This window comes from Mesorhizobium sp. BR1-1-4, from assembly GCF_020165375.1.
GTDB lineage: Bacteria > Pseudomonadota > Alphaproteobacteria > Rhizobiales > Rhizobiaceae > Mesorhizobium > Mesorhizobium australicum.
Genome location: NZ_JAIUIB010000007.1, coordinates 111,482 through 125,774, shown reverse-complemented (window position 1 = coordinate 125,774; position 14,293 = coordinate 111,482). Strand labels below are relative to the sequence as shown.

General features: G+C 63.2%; 20 protein-coding genes. 13 read left to right on the top strand and 7 right to left on the bottom strand.

All coding sequences use genetic code 11. The annotated features are described in order from the left end of the window. Window position 1 precedes the first annotated feature (1 nt). Window positions 2-538: a tripartite tricarboxylate transporter TctB family protein gene (locus LB571_RS16990; protein WP_015315737.1), complete on the bottom strand. Its 537-nt coding sequence runs from the start codon at window positions 536-538 to the stop codon at window positions 2-4. A gap of 151 nt (window positions 539-689) precedes the next feature. Beyond that, window positions 690-1,667, bottom strand: a complete 978-nt coding sequence (locus tag LB571_RS16985; protein ID WP_015315736.1) for a Bug family tripartite tricarboxylate transporter substrate binding protein — start codon at window positions 1,665-1,667, stop codon at window positions 690-692. Between the two features lie 184 nt (window positions 1,668-1,851). Here LB571_RS16985 and LB571_RS16980 point away from each other — a divergent pair, with 184 nt between their 5' ends. After that, window positions 1,852-2,622: an IclR family transcriptional regulator gene (locus LB571_RS16980; RefSeq protein ID WP_224596169.1), complete on the top strand. Its 771-nt coding sequence runs from the start codon at window positions 1,852-1,854 to the stop codon at window positions 2,620-2,622. 175 nt (window positions 2,623-2,797) lie between these two features. Here the strand turns inward: LB571_RS16980 and LB571_RS16975 are convergent, their stop codons facing one another. From LB571_RS16975 to nth, 3 genes are all read right to left on the bottom strand, one after another. Next, the gene (locus LB571_RS16975; RefSeq protein WP_140713231.1) at window positions 2,798-3,331 is read right to left on the bottom strand and encodes a GNAT family N-acetyltransferase; all 534 of its coding nucleotides are present in this window, start codon (window positions 3,329-3,331) and stop codon (window positions 2,798-2,800) included. Window positions 3,332-3,440: 109 nt separating this feature from the next. Continuing rightward, the gene (locus LB571_RS16970; protein WP_140619009.1) at window positions 3,441-3,545 is read right to left on the bottom strand and encodes a YdeI/OmpD-associated family protein; all 105 of its coding nucleotides are present in this window, start codon (window positions 3,543-3,545) and stop codon (window positions 3,441-3,443) included. A gap of 74 nt (window positions 3,546-3,619) precedes the next feature. Beyond that, entirely contained in the window at window positions 3,620-4,432 is an 813-nt protein-coding gene (gene nth, locus LB571_RS16965; RefSeq protein WP_224596167.1) for an endonuclease III, read from the bottom strand. A 22-nt stretch (window positions 4,433-4,454) separates the two neighbouring features. Here nth and LB571_RS16960 point away from each other — a divergent pair, with 22 nt between their 5' ends. The 10 genes from LB571_RS16960 to LB571_RS16915 all read left to right on the top strand — a co-directional run bounded on the left by LB571_RS16960 (window position 4,455) and on the right by LB571_RS16915 (window position 11,686). Then, on the top strand, window positions 4,455-4,949 hold the full coding sequence (locus tag LB571_RS16960; RefSeq protein ID WP_140713227.1) for a DUF2244 domain-containing protein: 495 nt from the start codon (window positions 4,455-4,457) through the stop codon (window positions 4,947-4,949). Between the two features lie 209 nt (window positions 4,950-5,158). After that, on the top strand, window positions 5,159-6,037 hold the full coding sequence (locus tag LB571_RS16955; protein ID WP_015315730.1) for a methylated-DNA--[protein]-cysteine S-methyltransferase: 879 nt from the start codon (window positions 5,159-5,161) through the stop codon (window positions 6,035-6,037). A gap of 222 nt (window positions 6,038-6,259) precedes the next feature. Continuing rightward, complete coding sequence (locus tag LB571_RS16950; RefSeq protein ID WP_224596164.1) at window positions 6,260-6,730, top strand: hypothetical protein; 471 nt, start codon at window positions 6,260-6,262, stop codon at window positions 6,728-6,730. 20 nt (window positions 6,731-6,750) lie between these two features. Beyond that, window positions 6,751-7,143 (top strand): hypothetical protein, encoded by a 393-nt coding sequence (locus LB571_RS16945; RefSeq protein ID WP_140661715.1) that lies wholly within the window; start codon window positions 6,751-6,753, stop codon window positions 7,141-7,143. After that, complete coding sequence (locus LB571_RS16940; protein ID WP_224596161.1) at window positions 7,110-7,628, top strand: hypothetical protein; 519 nt, start codon at window positions 7,110-7,112, stop codon at window positions 7,626-7,628. Before LB571_RS16945 ends, LB571_RS16940 begins: the two co-directional genes overlap by 34 nt. Beyond that, complete coding sequence (locus tag LB571_RS16935; RefSeq protein ID WP_224596158.1) at window positions 7,603-8,085, top strand: hypothetical protein; 483 nt, start codon at window positions 7,603-7,605, stop codon at window positions 8,083-8,085. The genes LB571_RS16940 and LB571_RS16935 overlap by 26 nt, the downstream gene beginning before the upstream one ends. A gap of 86 nt (window positions 8,086-8,171) precedes the next feature. Next, window positions 8,172-9,077 (top strand): ribokinase, encoded by a 906-nt coding sequence (locus LB571_RS16930; protein WP_140787913.1) that lies wholly within the window; start codon window positions 8,172-8,174, stop codon window positions 9,075-9,077. Window position 9,078: 1 nt separating this feature from the next. After that, complete coding sequence (locus tag LB571_RS16925) at window positions 9,079-10,524, top strand: amidase (RefSeq protein ID WP_224596154.1); 1,446 nt, start codon at window positions 9,079-9,081, stop codon at window positions 10,522-10,524. A 91-nt stretch (window positions 10,525-10,615) separates the two neighbouring features. Then, window positions 10,616-11,230 (top strand): LysE family translocator, encoded by a 615-nt coding sequence (locus tag LB571_RS16920; protein WP_224596151.1) that lies wholly within the window; start codon window positions 10,616-10,618, stop codon window positions 11,228-11,230. 48 nt (window positions 11,231-11,278) lie between these two features. Then, a complete protein-coding gene (locus LB571_RS16915) occupies window positions 11,279-11,686 on the top strand; it encodes a hypothetical protein (protein WP_181173958.1) in 408 nt (135 codons plus the stop codon). A gap of 45 nt (window positions 11,687-11,731) precedes the next feature. On the opposite strand, the gene LB571_RS16910 is transcribed toward LB571_RS16915, so the two are convergent. After that, window positions 11,732-12,676, bottom strand: a complete 945-nt coding sequence (locus tag LB571_RS16910) for a nucleoside hydrolase (protein ID WP_015315722.1) — start codon at window positions 12,674-12,676, stop codon at window positions 11,732-11,734. Between the two features lie 333 nt (window positions 12,677-13,009). Between LB571_RS16910 and LB571_RS16905 the strand changes: the two genes are divergently transcribed. Both LB571_RS16905 and LB571_RS16900 read left to right on the top strand, forming a co-directional pair. Beyond that, the gene (locus LB571_RS16905; RefSeq protein ID WP_013893014.1) at window positions 13,010-13,435 is read left to right on the top strand and encodes an Hsp20 family protein; all 426 of its coding nucleotides are present in this window, start codon (window positions 13,010-13,012) and stop codon (window positions 13,433-13,435) included. A 64-nt stretch (window positions 13,436-13,499) separates the two neighbouring features. After that, the gene (locus LB571_RS16900) at window positions 13,500-13,757 is read left to right on the top strand and encodes a DUF1150 family protein (RefSeq protein ID WP_015315721.1); all 258 of its coding nucleotides are present in this window, start codon (window positions 13,500-13,502) and stop codon (window positions 13,755-13,757) included. A gap of 71 nt (window positions 13,758-13,828) precedes the next feature. On the opposite strand, the gene ptsN is transcribed toward LB571_RS16900, so the two are convergent. Next, entirely contained in the window at window positions 13,829-14,293 is a 465-nt protein-coding gene (gene ptsN, locus LB571_RS16895; RefSeq protein ID WP_015315720.1) for a PTS IIA-like nitrogen regulatory protein PtsN, read from the bottom strand.

Genomic DNA, 14,293 nt, shown 5'->3' with positions numbered 1-14,293 from the left:
GTCAGCCTCCCAGCGTGCTGGTGAACGCGTCGATCACCATGTTCAGCTGGTTCTCGACGACACCAGCGCCGATGTTGACGCCGAGCGCCTTGGCAAAGCCGAAATAAGCAGCCAGCGCCAGCACCAGGCCGGTGAGCACATCGCGCAGCGTATGCCTGCTGCCGAAGCCGTAGCAGACGAGAACGAACATGATGACCGACGCGGCGGTGAAACCGAGCGGCTGGATGAGCACAAGATTGGCCAGCAGACCGATGACGACGAAGCCCATCGCCTTCCAGTCGGTCGGCGTTTCCTTTTCCTCCTCCGGCTGCCAGCCGCCGCGAAGCGCGGCGAGGATGAGCAGCAGGGAAAGCACAATCAGGCCGACCATGGTCAGATAGGGAAAGACGGTCGGACCAACCTTGGAATAGAGCGGCGAGACCGGGATCGCCAGCGTCTGCCAGGCGACGGCCCCGGCGCAGGCCAGGAGGCCGACGCCGATCAACAATTCCGGTACGGCAAGTCGCGGCGGCACTGCCTGCTGGTCGGTGGTGCTCATGAATGTCCTCCCCGCTATGGATGGCCACGATCTGGTGGCCAAAACAGCCGCCTCCAGCAGCCGGCTTCGTCGTACCTTCACGCTGCATGGCCGCATGCGATCGATGCGTCGAGAAAAGGAGGCGGCGGCACGAGCCGCCCCCTTGGGGAAATCAGGCGAGACCGAGATCCTTGAGGATGGCCTCGATGCGAGCCGAATCCTCAGTGACGAATTTGGCATAGTCGTCGCCGGTGAGCAGGATGGACGTCCAGTTGCGGTTCTTGCATTCGGTCGCCCATGCATCGCTCTTGGCCATGGCTTCGACCAGCGTGATCATGGCCGCCTTGTCGGCGTCGGAAATGCCGGGCGGCGCGAAGACGCCGCGCCAGTTGAACAGTTCCACATCGATACCGGCTTCCTTGAGCGTCGGCGCGTCGATGCCGTCCTGGCGCTTGTCGGCCGAAATGGCGAGCAGCCTGAGCGCGCCCGCCTTGACTTGCTCGGAGAACTCGCCGAAGCCGGAAATGCCGGCCGCCACCTGGTTGCCGAGCAATGCCGACAGAGCTTCGCCGCCGCCCGCGAACGGTACATAGGAGAGGCTGGGAGCCGGAACGCCGACCGTCTTGGCGATCAGGCCGAACAGGATGTGGTCGGAGCCACCGGCCGAGCCGCCCGCGACAGGAACCTTCGTCGGATCGGCCTTCAGTGCCGCGACGAAATCGGCGGCCGTCTTGAACGGCGAGTCCGCCGGCACCACCAGCGCCTCGAACTCTCCGGTGAGACGGGCGATGGGCGTGACTTGGGTCAGGTTGTTGGCCGCCTTGTTGGCGATGATGGCGCCCACCATGACCATGCCCGCGACCATGAGCGCATTGCCTTTGCCGCTCCACTGATTGATGAACTGCGGCAACCCTACCGTTCCGCCGGCACCACCGACATTGGTGATCTGCGAGCCGGAGATGAGCTTCTCGCCGCGCAGCACCTGATCCATCGTGCGCGCCGTCTGGTCCCAGCCGCCGCCGGGCGCCGCCGGCACGAAGATCTGGACTTGAGGCGCACCTTCGGCGAAGGCGGGTGAGAAATGCGATGCCACCAGCCCGGCCGCGCCAGCCGCCGCCGTACTCATCAAAAATCTGCGTCTGTTCAGCATGGGATTCCTCCAGATCACGACACCTCCTCCGGTGCCTGCCAAAACGCGCCTGTTCACAGACCCGTGATCAAGTTCAAGCAGATTTTACCTTGTTCCGTCAACAGGAACGACATTCTACTGGACAGAACGGTCCGGTGGCGCGACAGAGTGGTTCCGCTCGGGCTTCACCGAATTGGGAACCGCAATGGACTTACCAGGCAACTCGGCTGATGCGGAAATCCGGCGTACCTCCGTCGAAGGTGTTGCGGCACTCGACCGGGCGATCGCCATCCTGGATGCCTTCAGCACGGCCGACCGCTCGCTAAGTCTTGCTGAAATCGCGATGCGCACCGGTCTTTACAAAAGCACGATCCTGCGGCTCGCCAATTCGCTGTTGCGCGGGCAACTGCTCGAGCGCCTGGACGATGGGCGCTATCGCGTCGGACCCGCCGCCTTTCGGCTGGGCGCGCTTTACCAGTGTTCGGTGGTGGCGGTGGACATCCTGTTGCCGATCATGCGCGATCTCTCCGAACGAAGTTGGGAGAGTGTTGCCTTCTACGTCCGCTCGGGAGACGTGCGCACCTGTCTTTACCGGGTCGAATCCAAGCATCCGATCCGCTACACGATACGCGAAGGCGACGTATTGCCTCTGCTGGCTGGTTCGGGCGGGCGCGTGCTGGCGGCGTTTTCGGGACAGCAGGGCGAACCCTACGAAACCATCCGCAAAACGTGCAATTGTCTCGCTGTGGGTGACCGCGACCCCGAAACGGCAGGCGTCTCGGCGCCGGTTTTCGGGCCGGGACACGCGCTGCTTGGCGCCTTGACGCTGGCTGGTCCAAGCACGCGCGTCGACGCTGCCTTCCTTGAGCGCATGAAGCGCCCGCTGCTCGAGGCGGCGGCCCGCGCCACTCGCGCCTTCGGCGAGGATGCCTCCATGCTGGAGCAGGCGAGCCTCGCGACGGCGGCTTTGCCCTAGCTCCCGCGGTGATGGCGTCGGAAAGGCCTCCAACCTCCGTTCGCCGCCCATGTAGGGAAGCTGCCCCCAAGGCCGGCTGCGGCAGGTCAAGGTGTGCAGCGGTTTTCCGTCCGGATTGCGCGTTTGTAGCGCCTGGCCGGGTGATTGTCGGCGCCCTCGCCTCGCCTGACACCCCTCAGGGCAGCCGCTCCAGCAGCATGGTCGGCGCATCATGATAGAGGGTCTGCGTCAGCTCGATATAGCCGCACTTCCTGGCGACGTTCAGCGAAGCCGAATTTTCGGGATCGATGATGCAGACGGTTCTGGCACCTCCGAACGTCTCGTCGCCCCAGCCATGCACGCGCCTGACGATCTCCGTGGCAAGACCGGCGCCGTGCGCGGCCGGTGCGAGCGCCCACCCCGCCTCGGGAATGCCTTCGATCGACGGCTCCATGTCGCGCTTCAGATCGTGGAACCCGGCCTCACCGATGAAACGGCCGGTCGCTTTCTCCTCGATGGCCCAGAAGCCGTAGCCAAGCAGCGACCACAGGCCGGCATGGCGCAGGAAGCGCATCCAGCTTTCCTCACGCGTGCGCGGCTTGCCGCCGATGAAACGGGTGACGACGGGGTCGGCCCACATGGCGGTATAGGCGTCGAAATCCTTCAGTTGGTGCGCCCTTAGAATGGTTCGCTGGGTCTCGATGACCGGAACACCGTGCGGATTTTTCATGACGATATGCCTCGCTGATCCTCAGCGCTTAGCAAATCGCTGGTGCGGGGCAAGGGCCAGGGGGATACGCGCCATCATCCAGGGAAGGCCTAGTAATCGAAGCAGAACTTCAGCCGTGCCAAACCATATTCATGTAGACACCGCCACACTGCAATTCATCCAGCATCTGGTCGAGCCGCTTTCGCCTGGTGTCCGGACGCTTGGCGCGGCCGATCCAGCCGAGATAGTCGTTCTTCTGATAGTCCGGCCGAGCCTGATCCCGGTGTTCGCGGCGGCGATGGCGCGCGGCTACGGCGCCTGATCTTCGGCGGCGACAGTTTCAAGCGGGGCGATCGGCACCAGGGGCGCCGGAATGCTGGTCGTCTTCACCTCTGCCTTGCAAATATCGGCAATGACGCAGGCCGGGCAATCCGGCTTGCGCGCCTTGCAGACATAGCGTCCGTGCAGGATCAGCCAGTGATGCGCATGGCGCATATATTCGTCCGGGATGATCTTCAACAACCCCTGCTCTACCTGTTCCGGCGTCTTGCCGGGCGCCAGGCCAAGCCGGTTGCCGATGCGCAAGATATGCGTGTCGACCGCCATCGTATGCTGGCCGAAGGCCATGTTGAGCACGACATTGGCGGTCTTGCGCCCGACACCGGGCAAATTGACCAGTTCATCGCGGTCATCCGGCACCTCGCCGCCATGGTCGCGGATCAGCGCCTGCGATAGGGCGATGACGTTCTTGGCCTTGTTGCGCCAGAGACCGATGGTCCTGATATGGTCGCCGACCTTGGTTTCACCGAGCGCCAGCATCTTTTGCGGCGTGTCCGCAACCTTGAACAGAGCCCGCGTTGCCTTGTTGACACCGGCATCGGTCGCTTGCGCCGAAAGCACCACCGCCACCAGCAGCGTGAAGGCATTGACGTGTTCGAGTTCGCCCCTCGGCTCCGGCCGCTGCACCGAAAAACGCCGGAAAATCTCATGCACTTCAGCCGGGCTGTAGCGGGACGAGCGCCGCGCCGGCCGAGGGCGCGGCTTGGCATTGGAGCCATCACGGCGTCCGGCCGGCAGCTCTTTTTCGGGCATGGAAGACTCATTGGACTTGGGACGCGCCATTTCCCTCCTATAATAGTCTGTCATGAGTGACACAAACGCCTCGTTTCAGGCTGACGAGCCCTTCTTTCATGCGTTGCTGACCCCGCACCGGTCGCTGGGCAGGACGGGCTTCCTGATCCTGATGGGCGCACTGATGTTCGGCTGGTTGGTGACGGGTGCGTTTTTCCTGTCGCGCGGTGCCTGGCCGGTGTTCGGCTTCTTCGGCCTCGACGTGGTGGCCGTCTACATCGCCTTCCGCGTCAATTACCGGGCTGCACGCGCCCGCGAGGAAGTGTCGGTCTCGCGCACCAGCCTCGACATTCGCAAGACGGCCCCCTCGGGAAAGTCGGAAGCGCATCGCTTTAATCCGTTCTGGGTACGGTTTTCGATCGCCCGGCACGCCGAGATCGGCATCATCAGAATGACCGTGGAGGCACAAGGCCAGAACGTGCCGATCGGCGGCTTCCTCGACCCCGATTCGCGCGAGAGCTTCGCCACCGCCTTCTCGCGCGCGCTGGCGACCGCCAAGGCGCGCTAAAAGCAATTCCAGGGAATTTCCGGGAAAGCCTTGCCGTAGAGTGTCATGAGCAAGGTCTCTTTTGCCCCTGTCAGATGGACTTTTTCGCCAGCCATCAGCGGCTCCCTGGCTCGAATCCCGAGTCTATCTGGGCAAGTGCTGCAAGAAGGCAGGTTTCGGGTGGCGATCGGCGCCCCGAGGGGCGATATTCCAGCCCAAGGAGACAGTCCATGAGCACACACACGGCAGTCCTCAAGAAGGACATCACGCCTGAGGGCAGCGACTACGAAATCGTACGCCGCGCCATCGAAAAGATCAGTCTCGACTATCGCGACCAGCCATCGCTGGAAGAACTGGCCGAGGAGGTCGGCGAGACGCCGACCGGCTTGCAAAAACTCTTCACCCGCTGGGCCGGCCTGTCGCCCAAGGCCTTCCTGCAGGCGGTGACGCTGGACCATGCGCGCAGGCTGCTCGATTCCGGCATGCCTCTGCTCGAAACCTCCTTCGAACTGGGCATGTCCGGCCCCGGCCGGCTGCACGACCTGTTCGTCACCCATGAGGCTATGTCACCGGGCGACTACAAGACGCGCGGCGCTGGCCTCACCATCCGCTACGGCTATCACACCTCCCCGTTCGGCACTGCCTTGATCATGGCCACCGACCGCGGGCTTGCCGGCCTCGCCTTCTGCGACGGGGGCGAGGAACGCACCGCTTTTGCCGACATGTCCGGCCGCTGGCCGAACGCGCTCTATATCGAGGACAGGGAAGCGACAGGGCCCTATGCCGCGCGCATCTTCGAGCCGACGCTGTGGCGCGCCGATCAGCCGCTTCATGTCGTCATGATCGGGACCGACTTCCAGGTCCGCGTCTGGGAGGCGCTGCTCCAGATTCCGATGGGCAAGGCCCGTACCTATTCCTCGATCGCGGCCAGCATCGGTGCGCCGAGCGCCAGCCGCGCGGTCGGCGCCGCCAACGGCGCCAACCCGCTCTCCTTCGTGGTGCCTTGCCACCGCGCCATCGGCAAATCAGGCGATCTCACCGGCTATCACTGGGGCCTGACCCGCAAGCGCGCCATCCTCGGCTGGGAGGCGGGGCAGATTTCGTCGTGAAATGTCGATTTTTGCTTTCTGCCACAGAAAATATATTAGTATTTGGAAATACGCAGTATTATTGCGCTTGATTTTGGAACTTCTGGATACAACCGTGGACAACCGCCGGTTTCTTCACGAGCGTTATTGCGATATCTTATTTAAGTTTACGCTAAATTAACCACGATAAAGCGATGATGACCCATATTAATTCGGGCGATCCGACTTAATAGGAGAATCTCGATGAAGTTGTTCCGCACCGTGTTTGGTGCAGCCTTGCTGGTCACGTGCCTGAACCACGCGGCGATGGCCACAACGCAGAATGTCATCTTCAATGGCACGGTCACCGCGACCTGTACGCTTGTCGTCGGCACCAACGGCACCATGACGGTGAGCGCCGACCTTCAGTCGCTGAGCTCCCACAACAGCGGCGGTTCGGCTGGAACAGTCACGCTCACCACCACCGGAGGTGTTTCACTTAGCGTCGATCCGGTGACCCTCACCACCGTGCCCGCCGCCGACAGCACCGCCACCACCTGGACACCGACCTATTCGGCCAGCGGCGCCCACACGACGGCTGAAACGGGGGCCACCACCGCCCTCGCTGTCCCCGGCGCCGACCTTGTCTCGGTCCATCTCGCTGGCACCAAGGGCGGCAGCAACCGCTTCGCCACCGGAAACTATCAGGCAACGGTAACACTGCGCTGCGAATAGCCGTCGCGAAGGAGGGATCCTTGAAACATGCACGAATCCTGGCGACGGCGCTGGCCGTCGGCCTGCCGGCCATTGCCGCCAACGCCCAGTCGATGTCGCCGATGCGGGGTGAGGTCAACAGTTTCACCGACGCCTTCGCGGTCCGCGTGTTTCCCGCCAATCCCTACGGCCAGAAGATCAAGGTCGAAATCCACGTCTACGATCAGAATTTTCAGCCAGTGGATGCCAAGATCTCTCCGAGCGTTTTCCAACTGGGCTCGCAGGCTTCCCGTCCTGTCCTTGTGGTCGTGCCCTTCGGCGGCGCTGCCGAGCGTAAAGTGCGTATCTGTACCGAGAGCATCCCCTTTCCCAATCAACAGACGCAGATAAGGGCACAGATATGCGGAAAGTTTTTTGGGCACCGCAAGTCCTGACAGTCGCGTTTGCGGCAACCTGGGCAGGGATCTCGCCGGTTCTGGCCGAGGATGTCTACAACCTCAATCAGAATGAGAGCGGCTTCAACCTGCCCGGCGTGACCTTGCCGCAAGGGCAGGATGAGGTCCACGCTTCCGACGGAACCACCTGCCGCTCCGCCGTATCGGGCACCGGTGCCTATCTCGATCTTGGCGTTATCAGAGGCAACAATCAGGCGAACAACGACATCGCCACCTACGGCCGCGTGGTGATTCCGATCGGGCGTACGCCGAAGCGCGTCGACTGCAGCCGCCTCTACGAGCTTGAGGTCGAGCGCCTGCAGCTGGAGCTGAAGCTCCTCAAGATGGGCCTGGGCGGTGACGGGCCGACCGCGAGCGTGGCCGCCAGCTCACCTACGCCCGTGGCCGCGTCACCCGGATGGGCCAACGAAGGCTGGAGCATCAGGACCGGAAGCGGCGATGGCAAGAAAAAGAAGAAGAAATAGCCGCGCGCTGCTCGCGATGGCCGCGCTCGCCGGCTGCTGCCTTCCGGCGCAGGCCGCGATCATCGGCACCTGCACCATCATGGTCGGGGCATCGGGCACGATGACCGCCAATCCGGCCATCGGCATACTGGGCTCCAAGCAGGCAGGCGGATCAAGCGCCAGCGCCACCGTGGTGGCAAGTTCCCTGCTGTGCTCGCTGCTCAACTTGCTGGACTGCTATTCGGTTTCAGCGCCGGCGCCTGCCGCATTCTCTTCCGCGCCGAGCGGCGGCGGCACCAACGTGACCTTCGCCTCGGTCTTCCGCCTCGATGGCTCGGGAGTCGACAATAATGGGGGCGTGCCGCAAAGGGTCGCCAATGGCACCCACGCCATGCAGATCGACCTCACCGCCACCAAGTCGAGCGGTATCTTTCCCGCCGGCAACTATCAGGGCATCGTCACCGTGCGATGCGAGTGAGGCGGCAAATCACGCTGGACCATTCGCGTGGTCTGGCATCGAACGGCTTGGCAGGATAGCTTCCGCGCATCGGCAGGAGGCATTTCTTGATTATCGTAGTCGGTTCGATCAACCTCGACCTTATCGCCAATGTCGACCGCTTGCCGAGCCCCGGTGAGACGGTGAGCGGTTCCAGCTTCACGACGGCCCCCGGCGGCAAGGGCGCCAACCAGGCACTCGCCGCCGCGCGTGCCGGCGCTCAGGTGCGCATGGTCGGCGCCGTTGGCAAGGACAATTTCGCCCCCGAGGCACTGGCTTTGCTGCGCGAGGCCAAGGTCGACCTGTCGGGCGTGGGAGAGACCTTTGCCTCGACCGGCACGGCGCTGATCATGGTCGGCGATGACGGCGAAAACATTATCGCCGTGGTGCCCGGCGCCAACGCTTCCGTGGTGCCCGGCGACCTCTCCAAGGCTTTTCTGACAAAGGGCGACGTCGTGCTGCTGCAGCATGAAATTCCGCTCGCGACGGTCGATGCGGCCCTCGACCAGGCAAGGGCGGCCGGCGCGATCACTGTCCTCAACACGGCCCCTTTCCATGGCGGGGCAGCCGCCTTCCTCGGCAAGGCCGACTATGCGGTCGCGAACGAAACCGAATTCGACCTCTATGGCGAAGCCCTGGCCCTGAAAGGCCGCGATCGTGCGGCGCGCATGCGCGACTATGCCAGCAAGACTGGACGCATCATCGTCGTCACGCTCGGCGGCGACGGCGTGATGGCGGCAACGCCAAGCGAATTCCTGACCGTCCCTGCTTTGCAGATCACGCCGGTCGACACGGTCGGGGCCGGCGACACTTTCTGCGGCTATTTCGCCGCCGGCCTGTCGTCGGGCCTCACGCTCGAACAGGCATTGGCGCGTGCCGGCGCCGCCGGCTCGCTGGCTTGCCTCAAGCCCGGCGCCCAGCCGGCGATCCCACTGGCCAAGGATGTCGACCAGGCGCTGCAAGAGGCCGGTTGAAATGATGCGTCCCCGCACGAAGCATGCCGTACCGGCGGCCAGCGACATCTGCCGCCTTTCGGCTGTCGAACTTGCCGGTGCGATCCGCCGGAAGAAACTCTCCGTGCGCGAGGTGGTGACGGCGTTCCTAGACCGCATCGACGCGGTCAATCCACTGGTCAACGCCATCGTCTCGCTGCGCGACCGTGCCGACATACTGCGCGAGGCCGATGCCGCCGATATCAGCCGGACGGATGGCACCGGCGCGCTCTTTGGCCTCCCGATCGCCATCAAGGACCTTGCCTCGACCTCCGGCCTCAGGACCTCGTTCGGCTCGCCGATCTTCGCCGATTTCGTGCCGCGGGAAGACGATTTCTTCGTCGAACGCATCCGCGACGCCGGCGCCATCATCATCGGCAAGACCAACGTTCCCGAATTCGGGCTCGGCTCCAACACCTACAACAATGTTTTCGGGCCGACGCTGAACGCTTTCGATCCGGCGCTGACCGCCGGCGGCTCGAGCGGCGGAGCGGCGGTGGCGCTGGCGCTGGACATGGTGCCCATCGCCGATGGCAGCGATTTCGGCGGCTCGCTGCGCAACCCGGCGGCCTGGAACAATGTCTACGGTTTCCGGCCGTCACAGGGGCTCGTGCCCAGCGGTCCCGACTTCGAGGTCTTCCACGCGCAGATGGGCGTCGAGGGGCCGATGGGCCGCAACGTCGCCGACATGGCGCTGTTGCTCGACGTGCAGGCTGGCTACCATCCGCAGGCGCCCCTCTCCTACGAGAAGCAAGGCTCCTTCCTCGAAGGCCTGGCGACGGCGGCGACCGGTGGCCGTATCGCCTGGCTCGGCGATCTCGGCGGCCATCTGCCGATCGAGCCCGGCATCCTCGACTTATGCGAGGCAGCACTCGCACGGTTCACGGATGTATCTTTCCTGACCGGGCCCTTGCGACCGGATTTCGATTTCGAGGCACTCTGGCAGGCCTTCGTGACGCTGCGCCAGGCCAGCAGCGGCTGCGCTCTGAAAGTACACTATGACGACCCCGCCAGGCGTGGCCTGCTGAAGCCGGAAGCCGTATGGGAAGTGGAAAACGCGATGCGGCTGACGGCGCCGCAGATACGCGCGGCCTCGGTCGTCCGAACCTCCTGGTACCGCACGCTGCTGTCGATCTTCGACCGCTTCGACCTCATCGCGCTGCCGACTGCGCAGGTCTTTCCGTTCGATGTCGGCACCCATTGGCCGCGCGAGGTCGGGGGGCGGGCAATGGACAGCTATCATCGCTGGATGCAGGTTTCGGCCTTCGCCACCCTGGGCGGTTGCCCGGCGGTCAATGTTCCCGTCGGCTTCGACGACAGGGGCCGGCCGATGGGCATGCAGCTGGTCGGCAAGCCACGCGGCGACCTCGCCGTGCTGAAGGCCGCGGCTGCCTTTGAGACGACGCTGCCTTGGCCCGCCGGAGCCTGAGCCAGACCGGCGCGCCAGCTTGCGTTGTCTTTGCCGCCATGCATTGATTGTCGCCTGACAGGCCGCGATAGCGGCATTGCGAGGAAAAATCATGTCGCTGGAACGCTACGCCGCCTATGTTCTTGCCTGCATCGTGATCATCCTGGTGCCTGGGCCGACGGTGACCCTGATCATCGCCAACAGCATCCGCCACGGCTCCCGCGCCGGCCTCGCCAACGTCGTCGGCACGCAAGCCGGCCTTGCAGTCATGATCGCCATCGTCGGCATCGGCCTCAACACGCTGATTTCGGGCATGGGCCACTGGTTCGAGTGGGTCAGGCTGATCGGCGCGGCCTACCTGATCTGGATGGGCGTGCAGATGTTCCGCTCGAAGGGCACGCTGAACGCCGACGGAACCGCTCGCAAACCACGCGGCGGCTTCTTCCTGCAGGGCTTGGCCGTGGCGCTGAGCAATCCAAAGACGCTGATCTTCTTCGGCGCCTTCTTTCCGCAGTTCATCTCTCCCGCCGGCAACTACCCACTGCAGATCGTCATCATGGGCCTGACCGCCATGATCTTCGCCGCCATGTCGGACTCGACCTATGCGCTCGCCGCCGGCCGCGCCGGGCGCATGCTGTCAGCCAGCCGCATCAAGCTCCTGTCGCGGATCAGCGGCAGCTTCATGGTCGGCGGCGGCCTGTGGCTGGCGTTTTCGAAGGCAAAGTAACGGCGAAAGCGCCTTCTCCATAAATTTTTGCGGAGACATATTGAAGAATTGTACGCTGCTGCACAACTCTTCACTATGCGCAAATCAAACGTTTCCTTTCGGGATCGCTTGCTTATTTGGCAATACGAGTACAGCGACGCAGTGATCGGCACCGCTTTCTTTTGCGCCTTTGCGCTGATGAAATCCATTGCGGTTGTAGGGCTCCAGGCCAATCCGGTCGTCACCACTCAACGCGTGATGGCCGTGGTAGAATACATCAGAGTGAAACCTGTCAGCCCGTATGCCATGGTAGGTCACAATCTATACTACACCTACGACGTGCGCCTTGATGACGGCAACACGCGGATTTCGATCGACGACGACGTCGAGCGACCGCATCTTGTTGGCTCACTCGTTCCTATTGAACGTCAACACCACAAGCGCGGCGTCGACACCTATCGATTGCTCAATGGGTGACAACGCGCGCCGGTGACACCGCGCGCTTGTCGGCGATTCCAAACGTCAGTTAAGCCGCCCCAGCCTTTCCACCAGCAGCGCGAAAAACCCATCATGGTCGATGTCGCGCATCACCATGGCGTTCTTTTCCCTGGAGGTGACCCCCCACCAGTCGACCACGGTCATGCCCATGGTCAGTTCGGAGGCGGTTTCCACGGTGACGTTGCAATGGCGGCCTTTGAACAGGTCGGGCTTCAGGAGATAGGCGATGACGCAGGGGTCGTGCAGCGGCCCTCCATCCGTGCCGTATTTGCCTTCGTCATAGCGCTCGAAGAATTCCAACATCTCGGCGGCGGCGATGCCGACCTTGGTGCCGAGCTTGCGGAACGCCTCGATGCGCTTGGACGTGGTCAGCGCCTTGTGGGTGACATCGAGCGGCATCATCACGATCGGGATGCCGGACCGGAAGACGACGTCGGCGGCATGCGGATCGACATAGATGTTGAATTCGGCCGTGGGCGTGACGTTGCCGCCCTCGAAGAAGCCACCGCCCATCAGCACGATTTCCTTGATGCGCGGCGCAATCCGGGGCTCTCGGATCAGCGCCAGCGCAACATTGGTGAGCGGTCCGAGCGGGCAGAGCGTGATGGTGCCGCTCTCTTCCTTCATCAGCGTCTCGACGATGAAATCGACGGCATACTGGTCCTGCAGCTTCATTGTCGGTTCGGGCAAATCCGGTCCGTTCAAGCCGGTCTTGCCATGGACCTCCTCGGCCGTGACCAGTTCGCGCGCCAACGGACGGATGGCGCCGGCGTAGACCTTGATTTCGGGCCGGCCGGCCAGTTCGCAGATCTTGCGGGCGTTCTTTTCGGTGAGCTTCAGCGGCACGTTGCCGGCGACGGCCGATATGCCGGCGATCTCCAGTTCAGGACTGCCAAGCGCCAGCAGAATGGCGATGGCGTCGTCCTGGCCGGGATCGGTGTCGATGATGATCTTGCGTGGTTGGGGCATTTCAATTCCTTGTTTGGCTGGCCATCAGCTCACCGGGCCGGTCCTGCGCCCGAAAGACGCCAACCGGCTGCAAAGCTGCTGAACCGCTTGACGGGGGACGGTTCCGGCCTGCGCGCTTCTCCTTGCATCCGCGCGTCGATTCAAGCGCCATGTCGATTATTCCTGTGAGTCCACGATGATCCTGGGCTATTTCCGTGGGTCCGCGACATGGTCTCCTTGGGCGGGTCTTTTGGTGGCTTGAACTTGGTCGCGGGGCGGACCATATCAAGACCATCGGGAAAAATGCCATTTGGGTTTTTCCAGTTTATGTCGCTCTTGAGAGGACAGTGTAACATGAGCCGAATGACGCCTTTCTCCAGCCCGCTTCTCCTGGGTTTCGACGCCATGGAAAAGACCCTGGAGCGTCTGGCGAAGTCCGGTGACAGCTACCCTCCCTACAACATCGAGCGCCTGAGCGGTGCCGACGGCAAGGCCGAAAGGCTGCGCATTACACTCGCCGTCGCCGGGTTCGCCGAAAGCGATCTCGATGTGACAACGGAGGAAAACCAGTTGGTCGTGCGCGGTCGCCAGACCGACGATACCGAGCGCGAATTCCTTCATCGCGGCATTGCCGCACGCCAGTTCCAGCGCTGCTTCGTGCTGGCCGACGGCATGCGTGTGATCGCGGCGGAGCTGAAGAACGGCCTTTTGTCGATCGACCTTGATCGGCCGGAGTCGGAACGGCTGGTACGGAAAATAAACATATCGGTGAAAGACTGATCTTCACCGATGGCTCTCATGCGGGATGGCCTTGAGCGGCGTCCTCGCGCCAAGGAGGCTTGAAATGACCAGAACTGACGAAACCATCACCATGACCAGCGGCGAATTCGCCCATCTCGGCGAAGGCTCTGTCGCCTATCTGCGCAAGGTCTCGAGCGACGAACTGCTCGGCCGCTTCCCCAACATCGGTGAAATCGCGCCCGGCATGGAGCTGTGGGCCCTGTTTGGGGCCAATGGCCAGCCGATCCTGCTTTCCGACGCGCGTGACCGCGCGCTGGCCGGCGCCATGGAAAACGACCTGACCACCGTCGCCATTCATTAAAGACAATTGGTTGGCTGAACTGAAAAGGGCCGCTCATGGCGGCCCTTGGAGCAATATTTAAAAAGATGGCTTCAGGCCGCGTGCGAGGCCTGCGTATCCGACAAAAGCGCATGGATCGCCGCGGCGTCGCGCGTGCCCCTGACCTTTGCCACGGTGTCGGCGTCGCGCAGCACGCGCGCAATGCGGGACAGTGCCTTGAGATGATCGGCACCCGCCCCTTCGGGCGCCAGCAGCAGGAACACCAGATCGACCGGCTGGTCATCCAGTGATTCGAAATCGACCGGCGTCTCCAGCCGGGCGAAAACGCCGGCGATGCGCTTCACGCCCGCGAGCTTGCCGTGCGGGATGGCGATGCCGTTGCCGACGCCGGTCGAGCCCAGGCGCTCGCGCTGCAGGATGGTGTCGAACACCTCCCGTTCCGGAATGCCCGAAATCGTTGCTGCCCGCTCGGACAGCAATTGCAGTAGCTGCTTCTTGGAGTTCGCCTTCAACGCCGGCAAAATCGCCGGAACGCTGATAAGATCGCTCAGATCCAT